Origin of the sequence: Zoogloea sp. (genome assembly GCF_041908905.1) — a bacterium.
In the GTDB taxonomy this organism is placed as follows: domain Bacteria; phylum Pseudomonadota; class Gammaproteobacteria; order Burkholderiales; family Rhodocyclaceae; genus Zoogloea.
Genome location: NZ_JAYREK010000048.1, coordinates 1 through 26,824 on the forward strand (window position 1 = coordinate 1; position 26,824 = coordinate 26,824).

The window sequence follows — 26,824 nt, forward strand, 5'->3', positions numbered from 1 at the left end:
CTCCAGTTCGGTCTGAGCGGTGGCGGCGGCAGGCTTGAGCATGCCGAGATTATAAAAAAACCAAGCCCCCGACGGGTGGGGGCTTGGGGCTTTGTCAGCAGTCTGAGGCGACCTCCGGGTCGCCTTTTTCATGCCTGGTCGATGGGCTCAATCCCGCTCGAAGAGCGCGATGGACTCCACGTGGGAGGTCTGCGGGAACATGTTCGCGATCCCCGCCCCCTTCAGCCGGTAGCCCTTCTCGTTGAACAGCACCGCCGTGTCCCGCGCCAGCGTGGCCGGATTGCACGAGACATAGACGATGCGCCGGGGCGCTGTCGGGCCCAGCGCCTTGACCACCGCGATGGCGCCCTCCCGCGGCGGGTCAATCAGCATCTTGTCGAGCGGCCCGAGGGCGGCGATGCTGTCTTCGGTCGCCTCGAAAAGGTTGGCCGCATGGAACTCGCTGTTGGCAGCGAGCCCGTTGGCCGCGGCATTTTCGGCCGCGCGCCGCACCAGCGCCTCGCTCCCCTCCACTCCCACCACGTGGGCGCCCAGCTTGGCGATCGGCAGGCTGAAGTTGCCCAGGCCGCAGAACAGGTCGGCGATGCGCTCGCCCGGCCGCGGGTCGAGCAACTGCATCGAGCGACGCATCAGCAGCCGGTTGATGCCCATGTTCACCTGGGTAAAATCGGTGGGCCGGAAAGCCATCGCCACGCCGAACTCGGGCAGCGTGTAGGCCAGCCCGGGCGCGTCGGCCGGATGCAGGCGCGAGCACGAGTCCGGGCCCGCCGGCTGCACCCACACCTGCACCCCGCTGGCTTCACCGAAGGCCCGCAGCAGCCCCTCGTCCTTTTTGGTGAGGGGCAACAGGTGGCGGAACACCATCACCGTGATCCCCTCCCCCACCGCCAGCTCGATCTGCGGAATGCGGTCGGGGATCGACAACGCCCCCACCAGCTCGTGCAGGTCCGGCAGCAGCGCCGACACGTGGGGCGGCAGGATGGGGCAGCGGCGCATGTCCGAGATGTAGCTGCTACGCCGCTCGTGAAAGCCGATCAGGATGCCGCCCTTGCTGGGCACCTGCCGCACGCTGAGGCGCGCCCGGTAACGATAGCCCCAGGCCGGGCCGACGATCGCCGGGTACAGCACGTCCGGCCTGGCGCGGCCGATGTGCCACAGGGCGTTCTCGAGCACCCGCTGCTTGGCCGCCACCTGGGCCGACGGCTCGAGGTGCTGCATGCTGCAGCCACCGCAGACGCCGAAGTATTCGCAGCGCGGCGTGACGCGCTGGGCGCTCGGTTCAAAGACCCGCGCCACCTCCGCCAGTTCGAAGTTGGGCTTGATCTTGTAGGACTTGAAGCTCACCCGCTCGCCCGGCAGCGCCCCCTCGATGAAGATCGTCTTGCCGTCGACATGGCTGACACCACGCCCTTCGTGGTCCAGGGATTCAACAACGGTCTCGGGGAGGGCAGAGGCGTCGCGCATGATGGGCGTCCGTGAAATAAGGGCGCCATTTTAGCGACGGGCCGGGGCATTGCAAGGCGAGGCGCTATAATGCGGCCATGACAAATACTCTTCTTGGCGGCCTGTCGGCCGAGGAATTCCTCGCCGAATACTGGCAAAAAAAACCGCTCCTCGTTCGCCAGGCGGTTCCCGGCTTCACGGGCGTCGTCACCCGTGACGAGATCTTCCAGCTCGCCCGCGACCCGGACGTGGAGTCCCGCTACGTCACCCACAACAACCGGGACTGGGAAGTCATCCACGGCCCCCAGAAGGCCTCCGACCTGCGCAACAAGAAGCGCCCCTGGACGGTGCTGGTGCAGGGGCTCAACCTGTTCTGCCCGGACGGCGACGCGCTGCTGCACCGCTTCGACTTCATCCCCCAGGCCCGTCTCGACGACCTGATGGTGAGCTACGCCGTCGATGGCGGTGGCGTCGGCCCCCATTTCGACAACTACGACGTCTTCCTGCTGCAAGGCATCGGCCAACGGCGCTGGCTGATCAGCGACCAGGAAGACCGCACCCTGATCGAAGACGCCCCCCTCAAGATCCTCCAGGATTTCCAGCCGGTGCACGACTGGGTTCTCAACCCGGGCGACATGCTCTACCTGCCGCCCCAGTGGGCCCACAACGGCATCGCGATCGGGGAGTGCACCACCTATTCCATCGGCTTCCGCTCGCCCAGCTACCAGGAGCTGGCACAGCAGTTCCTGGGCTATCTGCAGGACACCATCCAGATCGACGGCATCTACGCCGACCCCGACCTGCGCCGACAGGCCCATTCGGCCGAGATCGGCGGTGCGATGGTCGATCGCATCACCGAATCCCTCAACCGGATCACCTGGAGCCGCGACGACGTCCGCCGCTTCCTGGGGGCCTATCTCACCGAACCCAAGGCCCACATCTTCTTCGAATCCCCTGACGACCCCCTCGAACACGAGGATTTCCTCGACGCCTGCGCAGAGGGCATCACCCTGGACGCCCGCAGCCTGCTGCTGTTCACCGAAGGCCAGTTCTTCATCAATGGCGAATCGGTCCACGTGGAAGCCTGCGACCAGGCCATCCTGCAGGAACTCGCCGACCACCGCCAGCTGGCCTCCATTGCGGGCCTGTCGGAAGAAGGCATCGCGCTGCTCTATGACTGGTACTGCTGCGGATTTGCCCACGTATCAGAAGATTTGATGGAATGAGATGAGCTTTCGATGGCCCGCTGCCGGGCCATTCGGCTTGTTGCGGCAACGCAACAATCTCTTTATTCAAGCACTTCGTCCGTGATACCATTTTGCGCGAATCGGGTTCCCCACCTGGTTGCTGCTCAATATTGGTTGCTGTAATTCATTTATCGATAAGGGAAACCAACAATGAAACAATCTCTCCTGGTTGCTGCTCTCGTTGCACTCGCTGTTACCGCCTGCGGCAAGAAGGAAGAGCCGAAGCCCGTTGAAGCTCCGGCTCCCGCCGCTGCCCCGGCCGCTCCGGCTGCCGCCCCCGCCGCTGAAGCTCCCACCGCCGCTCCGGCTGCCCCGGCTGCTGACGCCAAGCCCGCTGACGCCGCTCCGGCTGCCGATGCCAAGCCCGCTGAAGCCGCTCCGGCCGCTGCTGGCAACACCGCTGAAAACGCTGCTGCTGCTGCCGCGACCGCCGAGAAGAAGTAATTCTTCCTGCGCCAAGAAAAGCCAACCTGCGGGTTGGCTTTTTTTACGCCGAGACTTCCGCCCCAACGGAAATCACGCGTCTCGCGCAAAATAAAAAACGCCGGCATGCCGGCGTTTTTTTGGTGGCGATCAGCCGACGCGGATCACTTCAGCTCCTGGTGAAGCAGGCCCAGGATCTTGCGCGCAGAATCAGAGGTATCGACGCCGCCCTCGCGGGTCAGCACCTGCACGGACGAAGCGCCGCCCTCGCCCTTCACATAGACCCGATACTGGCTGCCCGACTGGACCACCGGCTTGCTGCTGCGCCAGAAGGCGAGCTTGGACAGGATGCCTTCGTCGTCCTTCTTCTTGACATCGGCCTCCGGATCAACGTAGCGGACGTAATAGAGACCCTGCGAGCGGTCGCGATCTTCGACGGTAAAGCCCACCCGGTCGAGGGCCAGACCGACGCGGCGCCAGGAGCGGTCAAAGCCTTCCTCGAGCTGCAGCACCGACACGCCAGCGGCCCCACCCTGCAGGCGCGCCTTCTCGGCCTTCGGCTGCGCGGCGATCTGCGCCTTGGCACGGACCTCGTCGGCGCCGAGATGGATCATCAGGCGCTGCAGGAACTCGGCCTCAAGCTCGGGATCGGCCGGGCGCGGCTGCCAGATCGTGCGGTTCTTGGCTTCGTCCGGATAGATCTCGATCATGCCCCGGTGGCTGATGTAGATCTCCACCTGACCGGGCTCGGCGCCCGCCTCGAGACGGGTGCGGAACTTGTCGCGCTCCGGCGTCGAGTACAGGCTGTCGAGCACTTTGCCGAGGGTGCGGCGGATGACGTCGTTGTTGATCTTGGCGCGATTCTCGGCCCAGTCGGTCTCCATCACGCCGATCTCGGGGCGATCCACGCTGAGGAGGAAGCCATTCTCCTGCCAGAACTCCCGCATCTGGGGCCACAGCTTCTCGGGCGAGCCCTGGACGACGAGCCAGCGCTGGGAGCCGGAACGCTCGACGCGCATCTTGTCGATCGACTGGGGTGCCACAGCGACGGGCTGGGCCACCGCCGCACCGGGTGCCGCGGCCTGCCCACCCCGCTCGGCGTTGTAGGCCGAGAAGGTGGCCGACCCCCGCGGGCTGACGTCCGGGACGGCGTAACGGCTATCCGCGGTGGGCGTGGTGAGGTCGGGCGGAACTTCGAGGGAAGGCAGCGTGGCGGTTGCCGCCGCGCTCTTGTAGTCGATTTTCTTGGATTCCAGCAAGGAACCGGAACACCCGGCCAGGGCGATCGAAACGACGACCGCCGCGCCGGATGTCAGCTTTCGGCTTTGCATGCGTGACCCTCGGGGTGGGAAAGACAGATTCACAGACTCAGACTGCGATGCCGGCCTGGCGCATGGCTTCACGCACGCGCGGCTGACAGGACTCGGACAACGGGGTGAGCGGCAGGCGGATATGGCCGCCGATCAGACCCATCTGCTGGACCGCCCACTTGACCGGGATCGGGTTGGCTTCGCAGAACAGGTGACGATGCAGGCCGACGAGCCTGGCGTTGATCTCGCGGGCCCGCAGGCCGTCGCCCTGGGCGGCGGCGACGCACAGCTCGTGCATGAGGCGCGGCGCCACGTTGGCGGTGACCGAGATGGTGCCATGGCCACCGTGCATGATGAAGGCCATCGCCGTCATGTCGTCGCCGGTGTAGAGGGCGAAATCCTTGGGCGCACGGGCGACCAGGTCGCAGGCGCGATCGATGTTGCCGGTGGCGTCCTTGATGCCGATGATGTTGGGGATCTCGGCCAGGCGCAGCGCGGTGTCGTTGGAGAGATCCGCGACGGTGCGACCAGGCACGTTGTAGAGGATCATCGGCAGGGGGCTGGCCTCGGCGATGGTCCGGAAATGCTGGTACATGCCCTCCTGGGTCGGGCGATTGTAGTAAGGCACGACCGACAGGCCCGCCACCGCGCCCGCCTTGCGGGAGAACTCGGTGAGCTCGATGGCTTCGCTGGTGGAGTTTGCCCCGGTGCCGGCGATCACCGGAATGCGGCCGGCGGAGTGCTCGACGGCCACGCGGATGAGTTCGCAGTGCTCTTCGACGTTGACCGTGGGGGACTCGCCGGTGGTGCCGACCACGACGATGCCGTCGGTACCTTCCTGGATGTGAAAGTCGATGAGGCTGCGGAAGCGGGGCAGATCCAGGCTGCCATCTTCTTGCATCGGCGTGACGATGGCGACAATCGAACCGGTAATCATGGGCTGTCGGGAATGGATGTAAAGATCACTATTGTACCGAATCACTTCCCGAAGGCTAGACAGGTGCAAACCGCGGTTACGAAAAGCCCCGCCGGAGCGGGGCTGCGGACGCACGGAGCGCGGGCCGGACCTACAGGTCGGCCAGGGTCTTGATGTGGGCCACGACGCTGCGCGCCAGCGACGACAGGGAATACCCCCCCTCGAGCATCGACACGATGCGCCGGTTCGAGGCCTCGGCGGCCACCTTCTTGAGCTGCTCGGTGGCCCACATGTAGTCGGCCTCGACCAGCCCCAGGGAGCCCATGTCGTCCTCGTAGTGGGCATCGAAGCCGGCCGAGATGAAGATCATCTCGGGGGCGTGGTTGCGCAGCGCGGGCATCCAGATGTCGGTGACGATCTCCCGGAAGACATCGCCGCGGGAGCCGGCCTTTATCGGCACGTTGACCATGTTGGGGGCAGGGTTGTCGGCGCCGCTGTAGGGGTAGAAGGGGTGCTGGAAGATGCTGACCATCAGCACGCGGGGGTCGTCCTTGAAGATGTCCTCGGTGCCGTTGCCATGATGGACGTCGAAATCGACCACCGCGACACGCTTGAGGCCGTGCTCCTCGAGGGCATGGCGGGCCGCCACCGCGACGTTGTTGAAGAAGCAGAAGCCCATCGCCTTGGCAGCCTCGGCGTGGTGGCCCGGCGGTCGGATCGCGCAGAAGGCGTTCTCGACCTCGCCCGACAGCACCAGGTCGGTGGCGAGCACGCCGGCCCCCGCCGAGCGCAGCGCGGCCTTCATGGTGCCGGGGCTCATCGCGGTATCCGGATCCAGGTGGCGGATGCCGTGCTCGGGCACGCTCGCCAGGATCTCCTCGACGTGCTCCCGCGGATGGGCTCGGGAAAGCTGCTCGACCGTTGCCAGCGGCGCATCGTGAAACGCCAGGTACATATCCAGGCCCGCCGCGATCAGGCGGTCGTTGATGGCGGCCAGCCGCTCCGGCGACTCGGGATGATGCTCCCCCATGTTATGCAGCCAGCAATCCCGGTGCGTGATGAATGCCGTACTCGTCATGAACTCTCCCTGCCCTCTCGCGTGACATCGATGCGTTGATTATCGCGGGTCGCGGCAAACGCCACCCCACCAGGCCCCAAAGCTTCACGGAACCTGCCTGACATGTCGCTGCCAGCCCTCCTCTTGTGGAATCATTATCCGTCTAATCTGAATCCGACAAAAGCCCACGACATGCCAAGTCACATCGCCCGTCGCCTCACGACCACCGCCAGCCAGATCATCCTGGGCAAGGAACACGCCGTGCGCCTGGCGCTGGCCTGCATCCTCGCCCGGGGGCATCTGCTGATCGAGGACATCCCCGGGGTGGGCAAGACCACCCTCGCCCATGTGCTGGCGCGCCTGCTGGGGCTGCAGTTCCAGCGCATCCAGTTCACCAGCGACATGCTGCCGGCCGACATCATCGGCGTCTCGATCTTCGACCAGCGGGATGCCAGCTTCCGCTTCCACCCGGGCCCGGTGTTCTCCCAGCTGCTCCTCGCCGACGAGATCAACCGCGCCACCCCGAAGGCCCAGAGCGCCCTGCTCGAGGCGATGGAGGAGCGCCAGATCAGCGCCGAGGGTCGCACCTGGCCGCTGCCCGAGCCCTTCTTCGTCATCGCGACCCAGAACCCGGCCGACCAGATCGGCACCTTCCCGCTGCCCGAGAGCCAGCTCGACCGCTTCCTGATGCGCATCTCGCTGGGCTACCCCGACCCTGCCGCCGAGCGGGCCCTGCTGGCCGGCGAGGATCGCCGCGAGATGCTCGTCCACCTGCCCACCGAACTGCAGCCCGGCGAGCTGGAGCATCTCTTCGAGGCCACCCGGCGCGTGCATGTCGGGCCGCGCCTGCTCGACTACCTGCAGGCCCTGCTGAGGCACAGCCGCGAGGGGGCCGGCTTCGCGCTCGGCCTGTCGCCCCGGGCCGGGCTGGGGCTGCTGGCGGCAGCCCGCGCCTGGGCGCTGCTCGGCGGACGCGACCACGTGCTGCCGGAGGATGTCCAGGCCGTGCTGCCCGCCGTGGCAGGCCACCGCCTGCGCGCCGCCAGCGACATGCCCCTGGGGCCCGAGGCCCTGGTCCGGCGGCTCCTCGAGGCGGTGCCGCTGCCATGACCCGTGCACCGGCCGGCCTTGCCGGCCTCAAGGCACGCCTGCAACGCTGGCTGTTCCGGGTAAGCGGGCCCGAGCCGGGGCCGATCACCCTGGGGCAGCGGCGGATCTTCGTGCTCCCCACCCGCTTCGGCTTGGCCCTCGCCGCCACGCTGGTGGTGATGCTGCTGGCGTCGATCAACTACAACCTGAGCCTCGGTTTCGCGCTGACCTTCCTGCTCGGCGGGGTCGCGTGGGTGAGCATCCACCACGCCTTCCGCAACCTGGTCGACCTGGGCGTCAGCGCGGGGCGCAGCGAGGCGGTTTTCTGCGGCGAGGCGGCCCGCTTCGGCGTGCAGTTCCACAACCCGGGCCTGCGTCCCCGGCTCGGCCTGCAGCTGTGGCCGCGTGGCGCCAGGCCCGACGGCGACAGCTTCGACATCGCCCCCCAGTCGGGCGCCGTGCAGTGCGTCGCCGTCCCGACCCACCAGCGGGGCTGGCTGCAGCTCCCCCGGCTGCACCTGGAAACCCGCCATCCCCTCGGCCTGATCCGCGCCTGGAGCCTGTTCCAGCCCGACCAGCGCTGCCTGGTCTACCCGGCGCCGGCCGTCGACGCACCGCCGCTCCCCCCGGGCGGCGACACGCATCCGGGCGACGTCACCCACGGGCGCGGCCGGGACGACTTCGCCGGGCTGCGCCACCACCAGGCCAGCGACTCGCCCCGTCACATCGCCTGGAAGTCCGTCGCCCGCGGCGGGCCCTGGCACACCAAGGAGTTCGACGGCAGCGGCAGCCGACGCATCTGGCTGGACTGGCAGCACCTGCCGGCCGGCATGGGTCTCGAAGCCCGGCTGTCGGCGCTGACCCGGCGGGTCGTGGACGCCGATGCCGCGGGTATCGAGTACGGCCTGCGCCTGCCCGGCTTCGAACTCCCGCCCACGGCAGGCAGCGCCCATCGCCACGCCTGCCTCGCCGCCCTCGCCCTCTTTGGCCTGCCCGACCCCGATGCCCAACCTGCGCCGTGACCAGGCCGGCTGGCTGCTGGCCAGCTCGGCGCTCTCCCTGGCCCCCCACGCCAGCCACCTGCCGGCGGCCATCGGCGCCCTGTGCGCGCTGCTGCTCGCCTGGCGCGGCATGCTGGTCCAGCGCGGCGGACGGCTGCCGCCGCGGGCCCTGCTGGCCCTGCTGACCGCCGGCATGGCAGGCCTGGTGGTGCTGGAGTACCGCCACATCCTCGGCAAGGAGCCGGGCATCGCGCTGCTCGCCGGGCTGCTCAGCCTCAAGCTGCTGGAAACCGACAGCCTGCGGGACGCCCGCACAGCGGTGCTGCTCGGCTTCTTCATGCAACTCGGGCAGTTCCTGTACCAGCAGGACATGGCGATCGCCGCCCTCAGCCTGGTGGGCACCCTCGCCAGCATCGCCACCCTGCTCGCCCTGCAGGGCCGCCCCGAGCCCCTCGCCCTGCGCGGGCGCGCCGCGCTGCGGCTGATCCTCCAGGCCCTGCCGCTGATGCTGGTGCTGTTCGTGCTGTTTCCGCGGATCCAGGGCCCGCTGTGGGGCTTGCCGGCGGACGCCTACAGCGCCGTCAGCGGCCTCTCCGACGACATGACCCCCGGCGACATCGCGCGGGTCAGCGAGTCGGCCGAGATCGCCTTCCGCGCCACCTTCCAGGGCCCGCCGCCACCACCCGCCGAACGCTACTGGCGCGGCCCCGTCCTCACCCGCTTCGACGGCCGGACCTGGCGCCCCGGACCGGGCCGCCAGCAGGACCTGCCCTTCTACCAGCCCGACGGCCGCGCCTACGCCTACACCCTCACCCTCGAGGCCCACAACCAGCCCTGGCTGCTGGCCATGGACTTTCCGGGTGCCGTGGAGGGCGCCATCCATGGCAGCGACTTCCGGCTGCTCTCCCGCGAGCCGGTGCGTAGCCGGCTGCGGCTCGAAATCGTCGCCTATCCCGGAACACCGGTGGGGCTCGACGAGGATCCCGCCACCCTCCGCGAAGCCCTCGCCCTGCCGCCCGGCTTCAACCCCCGCACCCTGGCCCTCGGCGCCCGCCTGCGGGCCGCCGCCGGGCATCCGGACGACATCCCGGCGCTGGCGATCCGCCACTTCCGCGACAGCCGGCTGGCCTACACCCTGGCCCCTGCCCCCCTCGGCCGGGACGACGTGGACCGCTTCCTGTTCGACACCCGGCAGGGTTTCTGCGAACACTTCGCGGCGGCCTTCGTGGTCACCCTGCGTGCGGCCGGGGTGCCGGCGCGGGTGGTCACGGGCTACCAGGGCGGCGAGATCAACCCGGTGGACGGTACCCTGGTCGTACGCCAGTCCGACGCCCATGCCTGGGCCGAGGTGTGGCTCGAAGGCCGGGGCTGGCAGCGCATCGACCCGACCGCCGCCAGCGCCCCGCGACGGATCGACGGCGGCCTCGCCGCCGCCCTGCCCGGCACCGCCCGGCTGCCCCTACTGGCCCGCAGCGACCTCACCTGGCTGCGCGCGCTGCGGGACCGCGTGGATGCCGTCAACAACAGCTGGAACCAGTGGGTTCTCGGGTACAATCCGGCGCGCCAGCGGGAGCTGCTGGCCGGGCTAGGCTTCGGCGAACCCCACTGGCAGAGCCTCGTCGCGCTGCTCACCGGGGCCTGCGCCCTCGTGATGGGCGGCCTCAGCCTGTGGGCCCTGCGCCGCGTCAATGCCGCCGACGCCATCGACCGCGACTGGGCACGGGTGTGCCGCCGCCTCGCCGTCGCCGGCCACCCGCGCCACGCCTGGGAAGGCCCCCTCGACTACGCCCGGCGCCTCGGCCAGGACGCTCCCGACATCGCCGCGGGCTTCGCCCCCATCGCCGCCGACTACGCCCGGCTGCGCTATGGCACCGCCGCTGGCGACAGCGGTCTGTTCAAACGATTCCACCACGCCTCCAGGAAGTTCCACCCCCGATGAAGACCGTAACTCCCCGCCGGCTGCGCGCGCTCGCGCTGCTCGCCGGCCTTGCCGCCGCCGCCATTGGCCACGCCGCCGAACGCTACGCCGACCGGCCGGAAGCCCAGCAGTTCATCGAGGAGATGCAGCAGCGCCACGGCTTCGACAAGGACGCCCTGACCTACATCTTCCGCCGCGCCGAATACCTGCCGACAGTGATCAAGTACATCTCGCCGCCGAAGGACCCAGGCGTGCGCTCCTGGCAGCGTTACCGCAGCCGCTTCATCGAACCGGTGCGCATCAAGGCCGGGGTGGCCTTCTGGGAGCGCCACGCCGACACGATCCGCGCAGCCAGCGAAAAATACGGGGTGCCCGAGGAGATCATCGTCGGCATCATCGGCGTGGAGACCATCTACGGGCGCAACACGGGCAACTTCCAGGCGGTGTCGGCCCTTGCCACCCTCGCCTTCGACTACCCCCGCCGGGCCGAGCTCTTCCGGGGCGAACTCGAGGCCCTGCTGCTGATGGCCCGCGAACAGCACCGCGACCCCCTCGACTACCAGGGCTCCTACGCCGGCGCCCTCGGCCTGCCGCAGTTCCTGCCCAGCAGCGTGCGCAACTACGCGGTGGATTTTGATGGCGACGGGCAGATCGACCTGCTCGGCAGCCCGAAGGACGCCATCGGCAGCGTGGCCCGCTACATGCAGATGCATGGCTGGGAGGCCGGCGGGCCGGTGGCGGTGCGCGCCAGCCTGGATGCCGACACCCACCTGGAGCCCCTGCTCGCCAACGACATCAACCCGGCCTTCGACGCGGCCACCCTGGCCCGCCACGGCGTGCGCGCGGCCGAAGCCCCCGAGACGGCCGGCAAGGCCGCCTTCGTCGAGCTGGTGACGCCGGGCGAAGCCAGCGAGTACTGGCTCGGTTATCAGAACTTCTATGTGATCACCCGCTACAACCGCAGCAGCTTCTATGCGATGTCGGTGTTTCAGCTGGGTGAAGCGGTGAAGGCGGCCCGGACCGCATCCACCGGGAAGGACGTCCAGGCCCGCGCCAAGGCGCCCTGAGCCGCACCCCCGCGGGGCTGAGCCTACAGCAGCTCCAGCACCCGCTCCGGCGGGCGGCCGATCACGGCCCGCTCGCCGCGCACCACGATGGGCCGCTCGATGAGGATCGGGTGGGCCACCAGGGCGTCAAGCCACTCGGCTTCGGAGAGCGTGCGCCCCTCGAACTCGGTCTTGTAGATCGCCTCACCCTTGCGGACGATGTCCTCGGCGCCCATCCCCAGCTTGCTGAGGAGGGCGGCGAGCTCGTCGCGGCTGGGCGGGGTCTTGAGGTATTCGACCACCTCGAAGCCCAGCCCCCGCTCTTCCAGCAACTGGCAGGCGCTGCGGCTCTTGGAACAGCGGGCGTTGTGATAGACGCGGAGGGTGTCGGTCATGGGGCGTTCCGTGGTTCGGTGATGAGGGCGCAGGCCCGCAGGCTTACAGCAGCACGTCCTTCGAGACGCCTCGGCGCTTGATGATGCGGCGCAGCTGGCCCAGGGCTTCGAGCTGGATCTGGCGCACCCGCTCGCGGGTCAGCTCGAGGGTGTCGGCGAGTTCCTCGAGGGTCTGCACCTCGCACTCGTCGATGCCGTAGCGGTGGCGGATGACCATGCGCTGCTTCTCGCTGAGCTGGCCGATCCACTCGCGGACGAGGGATTCGACCTCGAGATCCTGGATCTGCACTTCCGGCGTGTCGGCGTCTTCGTCGGCGAGGGATTCGCCAATGGAGAGGGTCGGGTCGATGTCGAGGGGCGCGTCGAGGGACGCCGTGTGCTCGTTGAGGGCGAGGATCGCCCGCACCTCGTCCACCGGGCGCGCCATGCGCCGGGCAACGTCGTCGGCGGTGGCGTCGCCGTTGTTCATGGCTTCCAGCTGGCGCTTGGTACGGAGCACCTGGTTGAGCTCCTTGACCACATGCACCGGCAGACGGATCGTGCGCGACTGGTTCATGATGGCCCGCTCGATGTTCTGCCGGATCCACCAGGTGGCATAGGTGGAGAAGCGGAAGCCCCGCTCCGGATCGAACTTCTCGAGGGCATGGATGAGGCCGAGGTTGCCCTCCTCGACCAGGTCGAGCAGCGGAATCCCGCGGTTGAGGTAGTGCTTGGCGATGTTCACCACCAGGCGCAGGTTGCGCTCGATGAGGGTCTGCCGGGCGGGGAAGTCGCCGGCGCGCAGGCGGCGGGCCAGGGCCAGCTCCTCGTCGGCCGTCAACAGGGGGTTGGCGCCGATCTCGTTGAGATAGAGCTGGGTGACGTCACCGAGGAACTCCGTATCGGGTGGCGTGACGGCCGGCTCGAAGAAGACCTCGACCTCCGGCGGCAAGTCCTGCTCAGCGCCATCCAGTTCCTCAGGCACAGCCGAATCGTACATGCAGCCCTCTCTTGCTCAGGAGTTAGCTCTCGCCGGCGCCTCAGGCCGACCCAACCGGTACGCCTCCCCCATGAACAGGCACACGGCGGTGCGGCCATCATGCCACACGCCTGCGGCCCGCAACCCCGTCAGCGGGGCGGGAGGTATTTGCTCGGATCCACAGGCTTGCCCTGCCGGCGGATCTCGAAGTGAAGCTTGGGGCGATCGCTGTCGGTATCGCCCAGCTCGGCGATCTTCTGGCCCTTGCTCACCGCCTGCCCTTCCTTCACCAGCAGGTTCTGGTTATGGGCATAGGCGCTCAAAAAACTGTTGTCATGCTTGACGATGACAAGTTTGCCATAGCCTCGCAGACCCGTGCCAGCGTAAACCACTCGACCACCGGCCGCTGCCAGCACCGGGTCACCGGGCTTGCCGGCGAGGTCGACGCCCTTGCTCGAGGTTTCGTTGAAGGCGGCGATGACCTTGCCCGAGGCCGGCCAGGCCCAGTCGATCCTGTCGCCGTTGCCCGCCGGCTCGGGCTTGGCCTCCGGCTTGGGCTCGGGCTTGGGTTCAGGCTTCGCTTCGGACTTCGGCTCGGGCTTGGCCTCGGGGCGTGGCTCCGGCTTCGGCTCGACCTTCGCCACCGCCAGGGGTGCATCGGGCTTCTGGGCCTGGGCCCAGGCCTGCTCGGAATACGGCATCTTGCCGCCCTTGGGCTCCCGGCGCACACCGTCGGCGGGCGCCGCCGGCGCGGCGGTGGGCGCCACCGGACGGACTTCGACCCCGGCCGAGGACGATGCGACGGGCCGGCTCACCGCGCCGGATTCCGGCCGCACCACCCGCAGCTCCTGGCCGACTTCGATCAGGTTGGGGTTTTCAAGGCCGTTCCACGCGGCGATGTCGCGGTAGTTCTGGCCATGCTCGAGGGCGATGCGGATCAGGGTGTCGCCGGGCTTGACGATGTAATGGCCGGGCCGCGCCACCCGCGGCGGCGCAGCCACCTCGGCGGGCGTCGCCGCGGCACCCGAGCGGCTGCGCTCCGCCACCGGGACGGGCGCCTTGGTGGCACAGGCGGCCAGCACCAGGACGATGGAAAGGCTGCTGAGACTGGAACGGGACAACATCATGCGTAGTCGGGATCAATCATTCGGTGCCCGGCAGCAGCGGCACGAAGCGCACTGCGTTGAGGCGTGTTTCACGGAGGCCGCGGAAGGTTCGCTCGACGAGCACCAGGCTCTGTTCGCCACAGCCCACCGGCAGGATCAGACGCCCGCCTTCGGCGAGCTGCTCGGTGAGGGCCGGCGGCACCTTGGCGGCCGCCGCGGCGACGATGATCGAGTCGTAAGGCGCGGCCTCCTTGAGGCCGACGCTGCCGTCCGCGTGCTTGAGGCGCACGTTGGGCAGGCGCAGGTGACGGAGATTGAGCCGTGCGCGATCCAGCAGCGGGCGCAGCCGCTCGACGGAATAGACCTCGGTGGCCACCTGGGACAGCACCGCCGCCTGGTAGCCGCAGCCGGTTCCGACCTCGAGGGTCTTGCCGAGTTCGCGCCCGGCGCGGAGGATCTCGATCATCCGCGCCACGACGAAGGGCGGGGAGATGGTCTGCTGCAGGCCGAGAGGCAGCGCGGTGTCTTCGTAGGCGCGGCTGGCGAGGGCTTCCTCGACGAACAGCTGGCGCGGCACGGCCATCATGGCTGCCAGCACCCGCTCGTCGCGGATGCCCTGCTCGCGCAGGCGCTCTATCATGCGCGCCCGCGCCCGCTGGGCGGTCTGCAGGGCGGCGCGCAATACCTCGCTGCTCATCGGCCGAGCCAGTCGCCGATGCTGGCGATCTGGGCGACGTGGGTCAGGTCGATCTGCAGGGGCGTCACCGAGACATAGCCGTTGGCCACCGCGTGGAAGTCGGTGCCCTCGCCGGCGTCCTGGGCCGCACCGGCGGCGCCGACCCAATAGACCGTCTCGTTGCGCGGGGTGACCGACTTGACCGTCGGCTCGGCCTTGTGGCGCTTGCCGAGGCGGGTCACGCGGATGCCCTTGAGCTGCTCGTAGGGCAGGTCGGGCACGTTGACGTTGAGGAGGGTCGGCTGACGCACCGGGTCGCGCTGGTAGCGCTCGACCAGCTCGCGGGCCACCCGGGCCGCGGCCGAGAAGTCGTAGGCGCCCCGGGCCACCAGCGAGATCGCGATCGCCGGCACGCCGAGCAGGAAGCCTTCGGTGGCCGCCGCGACGGTGCCCGAGTAGATCGTGTCGTCGCCCATGTTGGCGCCGTGGTTGATGCCGGACACGACCATGTCGGGGAGCTCGTCGAGCATCCCGGTGACGGCCAGGTGCACGCAGTCGGTGGGCGTCCCGTTGACGTAGTGGAAGCCGCTCGCCGCCTTGCGCAGGGACAACGGGCGGTCGAGGGTCAGGGAGTTGCTGGCGCCGCTGCGGTCCCGCTCGGGCGCCACGACGGTTACGCTGCCGACCTCCGAGAGCGCACTGGCGAGCGCCTGAAGACCAGGGGCGAAGTAACCGTCGTCGTTGGAGAGCAGGATGCGCATAGGATAATCAGAATCTCGGAATCGGGTCTGGCTCGAAGTGGAGGCAGGTTCGCGAAACACGCTTTCTGCGCGGGCATGGCCCGGTTGGATGGCAGCGCTCGGGAGACCTCGAACAGTCGTCGAGTTTAGCAGAGTCGGCTTTGCAGCCGCTAGGCGCAATGCCGACCGGCCGGCGCCCCGCGACGCCCGCCCCTCCGCCGGAAAGGCAAACAATCATGCGGCGCCGGGCAAGCGCCCCCGGCACGAACGGCCGCGGCGCGCCGCCAGCGAATAAAATTTGCACTGCCCGGCAATTTTGGCCGGGCAAGCGGGTCTACCGCGCATCCCGCGTTCAAAGGAACCCCCATGCTGATCCGTCGCACCGCCGACATCCTGCCCTCCGAAATCACGCCACCGGGCCTCTACCATGACCGCCGCCGCTTCCTCGCCCAGGCCGGCGGCCTTGCCCTCGCCGCCGCGCTGCCGGGCGCGCCGGTCCATGCCGCGACGGGCTTCGGGGGGCTCACGGCCAGCCCCTTCAGCACTACCGAGGCCGCCACCAGCCGGCGGGCCGTGACCACCTACAACAACTTCTACGAGCTCGGCACCGACAAGAGCGACCCGGCCGAGAACACCCACCGCCTGAAGCCCTCGCCATGGACGCTGCGGATCGAGGGCCTGGTGAACAAGCCGCGCAGCCTCGGCATCGACGAGCTCCTCAAGCTGGTGCCGCCGGAGGAGCGCATCTACCGGATGCGCTGCGTGGAGGGCTGGTCGATGGTGATTCCATGGGTCGGCGTCCCGCTGGGCAGCCTGCTCCGCCTCGTCGAACCCCAGGGCAGCGCCAGGTACGTGGAGTTCGTGTCCCACTACGACCGGGCCACGATGACCCGCGGCGTGCTCGACTGGCCCTACGTGGAGGGGCTGCGCCTCGACGAGGCGCGCCATCCGCTGACGATCCTCGCGGTCGGGCTGTACGGCGAGGTGCTGCCGGTCCAGAATGGCGCCCCGGTGCGCCTGGTCGTGCCCTGGAAGTACGGCTTCAAGGGCGCCAAGTCGCTGGTGACGATCCGCCTCGTCGAGCGGCAGCCGCTCACCGCCTGGATGAAGGCCGCCCCCTCGGAATACGGCTTCTACGCCAACGTGAACCCCGACGTGGACCACCCCCGTTGGAGCCAGGCCACCGAGCGCCGCATCGGTGAATTCACCAAGCGCAAGACCCTGCCGTTCAACGGCTACGCCGACCAGGTCGGGCAGCTGTACGCCGGCATGGACCTGCGCCGTTTCTATTGACCCACGAGCAACCCGATGACTCCGAGCAACCCGCAACTTGCCGCCATCAAGGCCGCCCTCTTCGTCGCCTGCCTGCTGCCCGCCGGGCTGCTGTGGCAGGGGCTCGAGGCCGACACCCTGGGCGCCAACCCCATCGAGGCGATCACCCGCGGCCTCGGCGAATGGACGCTGCGCTTCCTGCTGATCACCCTCGCAGTCACGCCCCTGCGCAAATACACCGGCTGGCACTGGATCGTGCGCCTGCGCCGCATGCTGGGCCTGTTCGCCTTCACCTACGGCGTGGCGCACCTGATGAGCTACGTGTGGCTCGACCAGTTCTTCGACTGGCCCGCCATCGCCAAGGACATCCTGAAGCGCCCCTTCATCACCGTCGGCTTTGCGGCGCTGGTGCTGATGGTCCCGCTGGCGGCCACCTCGAACAACCTCGCGATCCGCCGGCTGGGCGGGCGCAAGTGGCAGTCGCTGCACCGGGCGATCTACCCGATCTCGATGCTCGGCTGCCTGCACTTCTGGTGGCTGGTCAAGAAGGACATCACCGAGCCGCTGATCTACTCGGTCATCCTGGCGGCGCTGCTGGGGCTGCGCATGTGGTGGCGCGAACTGGAGCGGCGCCGCCAGCTGGCCGGCGCCTACCTGCCCCAGACGCCGAAGTTCAAGGGCAAGGTCATCAAGATCTTCTCGGAGTGAGCGCCGCGGCGGGCCCAGCCGGGCCCACCCGCGGCAGGAGGCCGCTCAGGCCCCGGGACGGATCGCCGACTTGGGCCGGAAGGCCTTCACCACCGCCTCGTGGGTCTCGACGTAGGGGCCGCCGATGAGGTCGAGGCAATAGGGCACGGCGGCGAAGATGCCGGGCACCTTCTGGCCGCCGTCGGCGCCCTTCAGGCCCTCGAGGGTCTCGGCGATGGCCTTGGGCTGACCCGGCAGGTTGAGGATCAGCGACTTGCCGCGGATCGCTCCCACCTGCCGCGACAGGATCGCCGTGGGCACGAAGGCCAGGCTGATCTGGCGCATCTGCTCGCCGAAGCCCGGCATGATGCGGTCGGCGACGGCGACGGTGGCCTCGGGGGTCACGTCCCGCGGGGCTGGGCCGGTGCCGCCGGTGGTCAGCACCAGATGGCAGCCGGCCACGTCGCACAGCTCGATGAGGGTTGCCTCGATGAGCGGCTGCTCGTCGGGGATCAGGCGGGTTTCCATCTCCCACGGCGACGCCAGCGCCTGGCCGAACCAGGCCTGCAGCGCGGGGATCCCCTTGTCTTCATAGACGCCACTCGAGGCCCGGTCGCTGATCGACACCAGGCCGATGCGGAGCACCTCGCTCATTGCTCGACCTCCTCGTCTTCCTCCGGCGTCGTGGCGCCCTCATCGATCTCGCGAAGCACCCGGAACAGCTCGCGGTAGGCCCGCGGTGGCTTGTTCTGCTCCTTTTCCTTGAGGGCGTTGCGGCGCAGCACGCGGAGCTGCTGCAGGTCGGCCCCCGGGTAGGTTTCGGCGATGGTGTGCAGGACCTTCTCGTCCTCGAGGAGCTGGGTGCGCAGGTTCTCGAGGCGGTGCATCTTCGCGGTCTCGACCGCCGAGACGCCCTTGAAGGCATCCAGCGCGGCGCGGATCGGCTCGGGGTCGACGTTGCGCATCAGCTTGCCGATGTACTGCAGCTGGCGGCGCCTGGCCTCGTGGGCGGTGAAGCGCTGGTAATCCTTGACCGCGTCGCGCAGGTCTTCGTCGATGGGCACCTTGGCGAGGCGCTCCTTGCCGAGCTCGACCAGCTCGGCACCGAGGTCCTGCAGGGCCTTGCTGGCGCGCTTCAGCTCGGATTTGCTGGGGCCGAAGTCTTCTTCGTCGTCGTGGTGGTATTTGTGATGGGCCATCTGGGGGCTGTCCGGGGTCGGAAAATGCTCGGGAAGGGTTAAGATTATAGCCTTTAGCCCAGCCCCTACCCGGAACCATGGCCGACAAGCGTTTCAGTTTCAGTCAGGACGACCTCAAGAACATCGCCGAAGACATCCTCAAGTTCGCCAAAAAGCGCGGCGCCTCGGCCTGCGAGGTGGATGTCTCCGAAGGCTTCGGCCAGTCGGTCAGCGTCCGGCGTGACGAGGTGGACACCATCGAGTACAACCGCGACAAGGGCGTCGGCGTCACCATCTACGACGGCCAGAAGCGCGGCTACGCGAGCACCTCCGACTTCTCGAAGGACGCCCTCAAGGCCACCGTCGACGCGGCCGTGTCGATCGCCCGCTTCACCGCCCCCGACCCCGCCGCCGGCCTGCCCGACGCAGCGCTGCTGGCCCGCGACTGCCCCGACTTCGACCTCTACCACCCGTGGCGGATCTCCACCGAGGAGGCCATCGAGCTGTCCCGCCGCTGCGAGCGCGCGGCCTTCGCGGTGAGCCCGGAGATCCGCAACTCCGAGGGCGCCAGCGTGTCGATGCAGGAGTCCCACTTCGTCTCCGCCAACAGCCTGGGCTTCATGGGCGGCTACGCCAGCTCGCGCCACTACCTGTCGTGCTCGGTGATCGCCGGCGAGGGCGACGACATGCAGCGCGACGACTGGTACAGCACCAAGCGCGACCCGGCCGAGCTGGCCGACGCCGAGGAGATCGGCACTTTCGCCGCCCGCCGGGCCCTCGCCCGCCTGGGCGCCCGCCAGATCCCCACCTGCGAGGTGCCGGTGCTCTTCGAGGCGCCGCTGGCGGCCGGCCTGATCGGCGCCTTCGTGCACGCGGTGAGCGGCGGCGCGCTGTACCGCAAGTCCACCTTCCTGCACGACAGCCTGGGCAAGCAGGTCTTTCCGTCCCACATCCAGATCTCCGAGCGCCCGCACCTGCCCAAGGCCTTCGCCAGCAGCCCCTTCGACGACGACGGCGTGGCCACCCGCGACCGCGAGGTGATCATCGACGGCGTGCTGCAGGGCTATTTCCTCAGCACCTATTCGGCCCGCAAGCTGGGCATGCAGACCACCGGCAACGCCGGCGGCAGCCACAACCTGCTGGTCAAGCCGGGCCAGCACGACCTGGCCGGCCTCATCAAGCAGATGGACCGCGGCCTGCTCGTCACCGAGCTGCTCGGCCACGGCGTCAATTACGTCACCGGCGACTACTCCCGCGGCGCCGCCGGCTTCTGGGTCGAGAACGGCGTCATCCAGTACCCGGTGCACGAGATCACCATCGCCGGCAACCTCAAGGACATGCTGATGGGCATCCGCGAGATCGGCTCCGACGTGCTGGTGCGCGGCTCCAAGCACTGCGGCTCGATCCTCGTCGAGCGCATGACCGTCGCGGGCGCCTGAGCGGCTACAACCGAGCGGCCACCACTTTCCCTTCCAGAAGTAAAGGACACATCATGGAACGGCGTTCCTTCCTGAAACAGGCCAGTGCCGGCATCGCCGCCGGTGCCGCCGCCGCCCCGGCCCTCGCGGCCGATCTGCCCACCATCAAGTGGCGCTGCGCCTCGGGCTTCCCCAAAACGCTGGATGCCATCTTCGGCGCCACCGAGACCGTCGCCAGGCGCGTCGCGGCGGCCACCGGGGGCAAGTTCCAGATCTCCCTGTTCGCCGCCGGCGAGATCGTCCCGACCCCCGGCGTGCTGGACGCGGTCAAGGACGGCACCGTCGAGTGTGGCCACGCCGCCTCGTACTGGTACATCGGCAAGGACCCGGCCCTCGCCTTCGACACCGCGCTGCCCTTCGGCCTCAACAGCCGCCAGCAGACCGCCTGGATGATGGAAGGCGGCGGCCTGCAGCTGATGCGCGAGTTCTTCAAGGACTACAACATCCACAACATCCCATGCGGCAACACCGGCACCCAGATGGGCGGCTGGTTCCGCAAGGAGATCAAGTCGCTGGACGACTTCAAGGGCCTCAAGTTCCGCGTCGGCGGCCTGGCCGGCGAGGTGCTGGCGCGGCTCGGCGTGGTGCCCCAGCAGATCCCGCCCGCCGACATCTACCCGGCCCTCGAGAAGGGCACCATCGACGCCACCGAGTGGATCGGCCCCTACGACGACCAGAAGCTCGGCTTCAACCGCGTCGCCAAGTATTACTACTACCCGGGATGGTGGGAAGGCGGCCCCCAGCTGTCGCTCTACGTCAACGCCAAGAAGTTCGCCGAGCTGCCCAAGGAATACCAGACCATCCTGGAAGACGCCTGCGCCTACGCCCACGCCGAGATGCAGGCCGCCTACGACGTGAAGAGCCCCCACGCCCTCAAGCAGCTGATCGGCGCCGGCACCCAGCTGCGCCCCTTCCCCAACGACATGATGGCCGCCGGCTACAAGGCCGCCCATGAGCTCTACGAGGAGCTCTCCGCGAAGAACGCCAAGTTCCGGAAGATCTACGACCATTGGCGCAAGTTCCGCGACGACCAGCTGCAGTGGTTTGCCGTCGCCGAGAACCGCTTCGACAACTTCATGCAGGCCACCCGCGTCGCCGGCCGCAGCAAGAAGTAAGGCTCCCCCACGCCGGCCCGCCTGCGGGAGGACGGGCCGGCGCTTGCATGGCGCCGCAGCACGGGCGCACGACTCCTGCATCACTGAAAGAAGAACACCATGGAACGACGTTCATTCCTCAAGAAAGCCGCCGTCGGCGCCGCCGCCGGTGCCGCCGCCGCCCCGGCCCTGGCGGCCGACCTGCCCACCATCAAGTGGCGCTGCGCCTCGAGCTTCCCGAAGAGCCTCGACACCCTCTACGGCGCGGCCGACCTGGTCGCCAAGCGGGTGGCCGCAGCCACCGGCGGCAAGTTCCAGATCCAGGTCTTCGCGGCCGGCGAGATCGTCCCCGGCCCGGCAGTGCTCGACGCGGTGAAGGACGCCACCGTCGAGTGCGGCCACACCTGCTCCTACTACTACGTGGGCAAGGACCCCACGTTCGCCATCGAGACCTGCATCCCCTTCGGCCTCAACAGCCGCCAGCAGACGGCCTGGATGATGGAAGGCGGCGGCCTCGAGCTGTTCCGCGAGTTCTTCAAGGACTACAACATCCACAACATCCCCTGCGGCAACACCGGCGCCCAGATGGGCGGCTGGTTCCGCAAGGAGATCAAGACCGTCGAAGACCTCAAGGGCCTCAAGTTCCGCGTCGGCGGCTTCACCGGCCAGGCCCTCGCCAAGCTCGGCGTGGTGCCCCAGCAGATCCCCGGCAGCGACATCTACCCGGCCCTCGAGAAGGGCACCATCGACGCCGCCGAATGGGTTGGCCCCTACGACGACCAGAAGCTCGGCTTCAACAAGGTCGCCAAGTACTACTACTACCCGGGCTTCTGGGAAGGCGGCCCGCAGATCTCGATGTACGTCAACATCAAGCAGTGGAACGCCCTGCCCAAGGAGTACCAGACCATCCTCGAGGATGCCTGCCTGTACGCCCACGCCGAGATGCAGGCCCGCTACGACGTCAAGAACCCCCTCGCCCTCAAGCAACTGATCGCCGCCGGCGCCCAGCTGCGCCCCTTCCCCAACGAGGTGATGGCTGCCGTCTACAAGGCCTCTCACGAGCTCTACGACGAAACCGCCGCCAAGAACCCCAAGTTCAAGAAGATCTACGACCAGTGGCGCAAGTTCCGTGACGACCAGCTGCAGTGGTTCGCGGTGGCCGAAAACCGCTTCGACAACTTCATGCAGGCCACCCGGAGCGCCGCAGCCCGCGCCAAGAAGTAAGCCGTTTCACTGAAGCCGTCCCCGCCAGGCCACGCCCCCCGCGTGGCCTTTTTCATGCTGCGGCGCAGCTTAGGGTTTCTCCTTACTATTGAAGGCAGGAGGTGTTGATAAATAATCTTTTTGCCCTCATAAAAAACACCACGGAGACCTCATGGAACGTCGTTCATTTCTCAGAAAAGCCGGCGTCGGCGTTGCCGCGGGCGCCGTTGCCGCCCCGGCCCTGGCGGCCGAGCTGCCCACCGTCAAGTGGCGCTGCGCGTCGAGCTTCCCCAAGAGCCTCGACACCATCTACGGCGGGGCCGACGTGGTCGCCAAGCGGGTGGCCGCGGCCACCGGCGGCAAGTTCCAGATCCAGGTCTTCGCCGCGGGCGAGATCGTCCCCGGCCCGGGCGTGCTCGACGCGGTGAAGGACGGCACCGTCGAATGCGGGCACACCTGCTCCTACTACTTCATCGGCAAGGACCCCACCTTCGCCTTCGAGACGGCGGTGCCCTTCGGCCTCAACAGCCGCCAGCAGACCGCCTGGATGATGGAGGGCGGCGGCCTCGAGCTGTTCCGCGAGTTCTTCAAGGACTACAACATCTACAACATTCCCTGCGGCAACACCGGCGCCCAGATGGGCGGCTGGTTCCGCCGCGAGGTCAAGACCGTCGCCGACCTGCAGGGCCTCAAGTTCCGCTGCGGCGGCCTCGCCGGCCAGGTGCTCGCCAAGCTCGGCGTGGTGCCCCAGCAGATCCCCGGCGGCGACATCTACCCGGCCCTCGAGAAGGGCACCATCGACGCCGCCGAATGGATCGGCCCCTACGACGACCAGAAGCTCGGCTTCAACAAGGTCGCCAAGTACTACTACTACCCGGGCTTCTGGGAAGGCGGCCCGCAGATCGCCCTGTATGTGAACCAGAAGCAGTGGGCCGCGCTGCCCAAGGAATACCAGACCATCCTCGAGGACGCCTGCCTCTACGCCCACGCCGAGATGCAGGCCCGCTACGACGCCAAGAACCCCACCGCGCTCAAGCAGCTGGTCGGCTCGGGCACCCAGCTGCGTCCCTTCCCCAACGAGGTGATGGCCGCCGCCTACAAGGCCGCCCACGAGCTCTACGACGAAACCGCCGCCAAGAACCCCAAGTTCAAGAAGATCTACGACAGCTGGAAGAAATTCCGCGACGAACAGATCCAGTGGTTCGCGGTGGCCGAGAACCGCTACGACAACTTCATGCAGGCCGCCCGCACCGCGGCCGCCAAGGGCGGCCCCAAGTAAGCCACCCGCCCTCCCGCCACCGAAAACCGCGCATTGCGCGGTTTTTTTTTCTTTGCGAACATCGGGCCCCCGCTTTCAACCCACGCCGCCCACCGGCCCGCCCATGATCGCCGCCCTAGCCCTCCTGCTCGCCTTCCAGCTCGCCGGCGAAGCCCTGCGGGTCGCCCTGCACCTGCCCGTACCCGGCCCGGTCATCGGCATGGCCCTGCTGCTCGTCTACCTGATCCTCCGTCCGGAAGGCCCCTCGGCCGAGCTGCGCACCACCGCGGGCGGCCTGCTGCAGAACCTCTCGCTGCTGTTCGTGCCGGCCGGCACCGGGGTGATGCTGCACGTCGGCCGCCTCGCCGACGAAGCCTGGCCGATCGCCATCGCCCTCGTCGCCAGCACCGTGCTCGGCCTCGCCGCGACGGGGCTGACGCTGCACTGGCTGACCCGCCGGAGGGCCGGCCAATGAACGCCGGCAGCATGGCCGAGATCTGGGTCTACCTGTCGGCCCAGCCCCTGCTGTGGCTGACCCTCACGCTGGCCGCCTACCTGCTCGCCGTGGCCGCGCACCGCAAGGCGGGTGGCCACCCGGCCGCCAATCCGGTGCTCATCTCGGTGGGCATCCTGGTCGTGCTGCTGCAGGTCACCGACACGCCCTACCATCGCTACTTCGATGGCGCCCAGTTCGTGCATTTCCTGCTCGGCCCGGCCACCGTGGCCCTCGCGATACCGCTGCACGGCCAGCTCAAGCGTCTGGTGGCGATGGGCGGGCCGCTCCTCGTCGCGCTGGTCGTCGGGTCGCTGGTGGCCGGGCTGTCGGCCTACTGCATCGGTGCCCTGCTCGGCGCCAGCGCGCCGACCCTCGCCTCCCTCGCCCCCAAGTCGGTCACCACGCCCATCGCAATGGGGATTGCCGAACGCCTGGGCGGGCTGGCCTCCCTCACCGCGGTGTTCGTGATCCTCACCGGCATCTTCGGCGCGGTCTTTGCCGACGGCCTGCTGCGCCGCCTGGGCGTGAAGGACGAAGCCAGCATCGGCTTCGCCCTCGGCCTCGCCTCCCACGGCATCGGCACCGCGCGGGCCTTCCAGCTCAGCGAGCAGACCGGCGCCTTCGCCGCCCTCGCGATGGGCCTCAACGGCCTGCTCACCGCCCTCACCCTGCCCTGGCTGCTGCCCCTGCTGGCGCCGCTGATCAAGCCCTGAGCCGACACCGCGGGTTCACCGCGGCTTGCCGGAGGCGCGGGCGGCCCCGATAATCCGGGCTCTTTTCTCGCCCCCGTTGCCATGGACCTCCTGATCGACGTCATCCTGCGTGCCGGCCGCTCGGCCGTCGAGCTGTCCTTCTTCATCCTGCTGCCGGTGATGATCGTGATGGTGTCGCTGATGCGCCTGCTCGAGGCACGGGGCGTGCTCGACTGGGTGGTCGCGCGGATCACCCCGGCCCTGCGGCCGCTCGGCCTCACCGGCCTCGGGGGTTTCGCCGCGCTGCAGATCAACTTCGTGAGCTTCGCCGCGCCCGTCGCCACCCTCGCGATGATGGACCAGCGCGGCGCCTCCAGCCGCCACCTGGCGGCCACCCTGGCGATGGTGCTGGCGATGGCCCAGGCCAACGTGTCGATGCCGATGGCCGCCATGGGCCTGCAGTTCGGCCCGCTGCTGGCCTGGTCCGTGGTGGGTGGGCTGGTTGCTGCGGCCGCCACCTATTACATCTTCGGGCGCGGCCTGTCCAACACCGAGGAGAGCGTCGACGAAACCCTCCACCATCCGGTGGCGGAGAGCGCCAAGGGCGTGCTCGACGTGATCAACCGAGCCGGCGCCGAGGCCTTCAAGATCGCCGTGGGCGCGCTGCCGATGCTGGTGCTGTCCCTTACCGTGGTGCTGGCCCTGCGCCGGCTTGGCGCCCTCGACCTGCTCACCCGGCTGCTCGCCCCGGCCCTGCTCGCGATTGGCGCCGACCCGGCCCTGCTGCTGCCGACCCTCACCAAGTTCCTCGCCGGCGGCACCGCGATGATGGGGGTCATGGACGAGATGCTGCGGGCCGGCACCGCCAGCATCGCCACCCTCAACGGGGCCAGCGCCGGGTTGCTGGTGCACCCTCTCGACATCCCCGGCGTGGCGGTGCTGCTGTCCGCCGGACGCCGGGTGGCGGCGGTCTGGAGGCCGGCGGCGCTGGGGGCGCTGGTCGGCCTCGCCGTGCGCATGGGCGGTCACATGCTGCTGGCCTGAGGGCCGCGCCAGCCGTGCCGGATGGCCTTTGCTGCAACGCAGCATTTCACTAGGCGAAATTTGCCCAGCTGCGTTACTATTTGTCGATACAGATTCCCGGGCAGAAAGATTTGTCTACGCCAGAACCCGCCAAGAATTCGATCCAGGTCATCGAACGCATGATGAAGCTGCTCGACGTGCTCGCCGAGCACGCCGAGCCGGTGCCCCTGAAGCAGCTCGCCATCGAAACCGGGCTTCACCCCTCCACCGCGCACCGCATCCTCGGCGCGATGGCCGGCAGCGGCTTCGTCGAGCGCAGCGACGCCGGCGTCTATCGCCTGGGCATCCGCCTGCTCGAGCTGGGCAGCCTGGTGAAGTCGCGCATCTCCCTGCGGGAAACCGCGATGCCGGCGATGCTCCGCCTCCACGCCGCCACCGGTGAGAGCGTCAACCTGGGCATCCGGGCGGGGGACGAGATCGTGTACGTCGAGCGCACCTCCAGCGGCCGCTCGGCGGTGCGCGTGGTGCACATCGTCGGGGCCCGGGCCCCGCTGCACACCACCGCCACCGGCAAGCTGTTCCTGGTCGAGGACGGCCCGGATAAAATCCGCGACTACGCCCGCCGCACCGGCCTGCCCGCCTCCACCCCGACCTCCATCACCACCCTGCAGGCCCTCGAGAAAGAGCTCGACAAGGTCCGCCGCCACGGTGTCGCCTACGACCTTGACGAGGTGGAGAACGGCGTGCGCTGCATCGCCGCGGGCATCCGGGACGACAGCGGCGAGCTGGTGGCGGGGCTGTCCCTGTCCACGCCGTCGGAGCGCTTCAACCAGGACTGGGCGCCCCTGATCCGCCAGACCGCCGACGAGATCTCGAAGGCCCTGGGCTATCTCCCGCCGCCGGGGCGCTGAAGCACGATCGGGATGGGGGCGGTCAGCTTACCTGACCGTTCCCCTCCCACACCACCCGGCATGCGGGTCCGCTACCTCAGCGGTTCGAGTCGTTGAGGTCATGAGAGCCGGGGCACACCAAGCCGATCAAAGCAGGCAACGGGCAGCGCGCGCTTCAGCAGAAAGCGGCTGTTACGCCACCACCTCCGACTGTTCGCTGCCACCTGC

27 protein-coding genes are annotated in these 26,824 nt (G+C 68.6%); 16 read left to right on the forward strand and 11 right to left on the reverse strand.

Going from position 1 to position 26,824, the window contains the following annotated elements; genetic code table 11:
- Positions 1-147 precede the first annotated feature (147 nt).
- A complete protein-coding gene (gene rlmD / locus ACE3OU_RS17230) occupies positions 148-1,464 on the reverse strand; it encodes a 23S rRNA (uracil(1939)-C(5))-methyltransferase RlmD (protein WP_374242783.1) in 1,317 nt (438 codons plus the stop codon).
- Between the two features lie 77 nt (positions 1,465-1,541).
- Here rlmD and ACE3OU_RS17235 point away from each other — a divergent pair, with 77 nt between their 5' ends.
- Together ACE3OU_RS17235 and ACE3OU_RS17240 are read left to right on the forward strand one after the other, a co-directional pair.
- Positions 1,542-2,669, forward strand: a complete 1,128-nt coding sequence (locus ACE3OU_RS17235) for a JmjC domain-containing protein (RefSeq protein WP_374242784.1) — start codon at positions 1,542-1,544, stop codon at positions 2,667-2,669.
- A gap of 171 nt (positions 2,670-2,840) precedes the next feature.
- Positions 2,841-3,134: a hypothetical protein gene (locus tag ACE3OU_RS17240; RefSeq protein ID WP_374242785.1), complete on the forward strand. Its 294-nt coding sequence runs from the start codon at positions 2,841-2,843 to the stop codon at positions 3,132-3,134.
- Between the two features lie 143 nt (positions 3,135-3,277).
- On the opposite strand, the gene bamC is transcribed toward ACE3OU_RS17240, so the two are convergent.
- The 3 genes from bamC to ACE3OU_RS17255 all read right to left on the reverse strand — a co-directional run bounded on the left by bamC (position 3,278) and on the right by ACE3OU_RS17255 (position 6,417).
- Positions 3,278-4,444, reverse strand: a complete 1,167-nt coding sequence (gene bamC, locus ACE3OU_RS17245; protein ID WP_374242786.1) for an outer membrane protein assembly factor BamC — start codon at positions 4,442-4,444, stop codon at positions 3,278-3,280.
- 37 nt (positions 4,445-4,481) lie between these two features.
- Positions 4,482-5,360 carry a 4-hydroxy-tetrahydrodipicolinate synthase gene (gene dapA, locus ACE3OU_RS17250; RefSeq protein ID WP_374242787.1) on the reverse strand — a complete coding sequence of 293 codons (879 nt, stop codon included), beginning with the start codon at positions 5,358-5,360 and terminating at the stop codon, positions 4,482-4,484.
- Positions 5,361-5,490: 130 nt separating this feature from the next.
- On the reverse strand, positions 5,491-6,417 hold the full coding sequence (locus ACE3OU_RS17255; RefSeq protein WP_374242788.1) for a histone deacetylase family protein: 927 nt from the start codon (positions 6,415-6,417) through the stop codon (positions 5,491-5,493).
- Positions 6,418-6,588: 171 nt separating this feature from the next.
- Here ACE3OU_RS17255 and ACE3OU_RS17260 point away from each other — a divergent pair, with 171 nt between their 5' ends.
- The 4 genes from ACE3OU_RS17260 to mltB are packed head-to-tail and all read left to right on the forward strand — an operon-like array spanning position 6,589 to position 11,471.
- Positions 6,589-7,506 (forward strand): AAA family ATPase, encoded by a 918-nt coding sequence (locus tag ACE3OU_RS17260; protein ID WP_374242789.1) that lies wholly within the window; start codon positions 6,589-6,591, stop codon positions 7,504-7,506.
- Complete coding sequence (locus ACE3OU_RS17265) at positions 7,503-8,507, forward strand: DUF58 domain-containing protein (protein ID WP_374242790.1); 1,005 nt, start codon at positions 7,503-7,505, stop codon at positions 8,505-8,507. The genes ACE3OU_RS17260 and ACE3OU_RS17265 overlap by 4 nt, the downstream gene beginning before the upstream one ends.
- Positions 8,488-10,425 carry a DUF3488 and DUF4129 domain-containing transglutaminase family protein gene (locus ACE3OU_RS17270; protein WP_374242791.1) on the forward strand — a complete coding sequence of 646 codons (1,938 nt, stop codon included), beginning with the start codon at positions 8,488-8,490 and terminating at the stop codon, positions 10,423-10,425. The genes ACE3OU_RS17265 and ACE3OU_RS17270 overlap by 20 nt, the downstream gene beginning before the upstream one ends.
- A complete protein-coding gene (gene mltB, locus ACE3OU_RS17275; RefSeq protein WP_374242792.1) occupies positions 10,422-11,471 on the forward strand; it encodes a lytic murein transglycosylase B in 1,050 nt (349 codons plus the stop codon). Before ACE3OU_RS17270 ends, mltB begins: the two co-directional genes overlap by 4 nt.
- A gap of 23 nt (positions 11,472-11,494) precedes the next feature.
- Here mltB and arsC read toward each other — a convergent pair whose 3' ends face one another.
- The 5 genes from arsC to surE all read right to left on the reverse strand — a co-directional run bounded on the left by arsC (position 11,495) and on the right by surE (position 15,346).
- Positions 11,495-11,845, reverse strand: coding sequence for an arsenate reductase (glutaredoxin) (gene arsC / locus ACE3OU_RS17280; RefSeq protein ID WP_374242793.1), 351 nt, complete (start codon positions 11,843-11,845; stop codon positions 11,495-11,497).
- Between the two features lie 43 nt (positions 11,846-11,888).
- On the reverse strand, positions 11,889-12,824 hold the full coding sequence (rpoS, locus tag ACE3OU_RS17285) for an RNA polymerase sigma factor RpoS (RefSeq protein ID WP_374242794.1): 936 nt from the start codon (positions 12,822-12,824) through the stop codon (positions 11,889-11,891).
- 128 nt (positions 12,825-12,952) lie between these two features.
- A complete protein-coding gene (locus ACE3OU_RS17290) occupies positions 12,953-13,930 on the reverse strand; it encodes a peptidoglycan DD-metalloendopeptidase family protein (protein WP_374242795.1) in 978 nt (325 codons plus the stop codon).
- Between the two features lie 16 nt (positions 13,931-13,946).
- Positions 13,947-14,618 carry a protein-L-isoaspartate(D-aspartate) O-methyltransferase gene (locus tag ACE3OU_RS17295; RefSeq protein ID WP_374242808.1) on the reverse strand — a complete coding sequence of 224 codons (672 nt, stop codon included), beginning with the start codon at positions 14,616-14,618 and terminating at the stop codon, positions 13,947-13,949.
- Complete coding sequence (gene surE / locus ACE3OU_RS17300) at positions 14,603-15,346, reverse strand: 5'/3'-nucleotidase SurE (RefSeq protein WP_374242796.1); 744 nt, start codon at positions 15,344-15,346, stop codon at positions 14,603-14,605. Before surE ends, ACE3OU_RS17295 begins: the two co-directional genes overlap by 16 nt.
- A gap of 345 nt (positions 15,347-15,691) precedes the next feature.
- Between surE and msrP the strand changes: the two genes are divergently transcribed.
- Both msrP and ACE3OU_RS17310 read left to right on the forward strand, forming a co-directional pair.
- Positions 15,692-16,618, forward strand: a complete 927-nt coding sequence (gene msrP / locus ACE3OU_RS17305; protein WP_374242797.1) for a protein-methionine-sulfoxide reductase catalytic subunit MsrP — start codon at positions 15,692-15,694, stop codon at positions 16,616-16,618.
- Positions 16,619-16,633: 15 nt separating this feature from the next.
- Positions 16,634-17,305, forward strand: a complete 672-nt coding sequence (locus ACE3OU_RS17310) for a sulfite oxidase heme-binding subunit YedZ (RefSeq protein ID WP_374242798.1) — start codon at positions 16,634-16,636, stop codon at positions 17,303-17,305.
- A gap of 45 nt (positions 17,306-17,350) precedes the next feature.
- On the opposite strand, the gene mog is transcribed toward ACE3OU_RS17310, so the two are convergent.
- A complete protein-coding gene (gene mog, locus ACE3OU_RS17315; RefSeq protein WP_374242799.1) occupies positions 17,351-17,938 on the reverse strand; it encodes a molybdopterin adenylyltransferase in 588 nt (195 codons plus the stop codon).
- Positions 17,935-18,483: a ribosome biogenesis factor YjgA gene (gene yjgA, locus ACE3OU_RS17320; protein WP_374242800.1), complete on the reverse strand. Its 549-nt coding sequence runs from the start codon at positions 18,481-18,483 to the stop codon at positions 17,935-17,937. The genes mog and yjgA overlap by 4 nt, the downstream gene beginning before the upstream one ends.
- A 77-nt stretch (positions 18,484-18,560) precedes the next feature.
- On the opposite strand from yjgA, the gene pmbA reads away from it, so the two are divergent.
- The 8 genes from pmbA to ACE3OU_RS17360 all read left to right on the forward strand — a co-directional run bounded on the left by pmbA (position 18,561) and on the right by ACE3OU_RS17360 (position 26,617).
- The gene (gene pmbA / locus ACE3OU_RS17325; RefSeq protein ID WP_374242801.1) at positions 18,561-19,901 is read left to right on the forward strand and encodes a metalloprotease PmbA; all 1,341 of its coding nucleotides are present in this window, start codon (positions 18,561-18,563) and stop codon (positions 19,899-19,901) included.
- A 53-nt stretch (positions 19,902-19,954) separates the two neighbouring features.
- Complete coding sequence (locus ACE3OU_RS17330; RefSeq protein WP_374242802.1) at positions 19,955-21,055, forward strand: TRAP transporter substrate-binding protein; 1,101 nt, start codon at positions 19,955-19,957, stop codon at positions 21,053-21,055.
- A 99-nt stretch (positions 21,056-21,154) separates the two neighbouring features.
- Positions 21,155-22,258, forward strand: coding sequence for a TRAP transporter substrate-binding protein (locus ACE3OU_RS17335; protein WP_374242803.1), 1,104 nt, complete (start codon positions 21,155-21,157; stop codon positions 22,256-22,258).
- Positions 22,259-22,409: 151 nt separating this feature from the next.
- Entirely contained in the window at positions 22,410-23,516 is a 1,107-nt protein-coding gene (locus tag ACE3OU_RS17340; protein ID WP_374242804.1) for a TRAP transporter substrate-binding protein, read from the forward strand.
- A gap of 103 nt (positions 23,517-23,619) precedes the next feature.
- Entirely contained in the window at positions 23,620-23,970 is a 351-nt protein-coding gene (locus ACE3OU_RS17345) for a CidA/LrgA family protein (RefSeq protein ID WP_374242805.1), read from the forward strand.
- The gene (locus ACE3OU_RS17350) at positions 23,967-24,704 is read left to right on the forward strand and encodes an LrgB family protein (RefSeq protein WP_374242806.1); all 738 of its coding nucleotides are present in this window, start codon (positions 23,967-23,969) and stop codon (positions 24,702-24,704) included. The genes ACE3OU_RS17345 and ACE3OU_RS17350 overlap by 4 nt, the downstream gene beginning before the upstream one ends.
- Positions 24,705-24,785: 81 nt before the next feature.
- The gene (locus tag ACE3OU_RS17355) at positions 24,786-25,727 is read left to right on the forward strand and encodes a nucleoside recognition domain-containing protein (protein ID WP_374242807.1); all 942 of its coding nucleotides are present in this window, start codon (positions 24,786-24,788) and stop codon (positions 25,725-25,727) included.
- 158 nt (positions 25,728-25,885) lie between these two features.
- Positions 25,886-26,617 carry an IclR family transcriptional regulator gene (locus ACE3OU_RS17360; RefSeq protein ID WP_374242809.1) on the forward strand — a complete coding sequence of 244 codons (732 nt, stop codon included), beginning with the start codon at positions 25,886-25,888 and terminating at the stop codon, positions 26,615-26,617.
- Positions 26,618-26,824 lie beyond the last annotated feature (207 nt).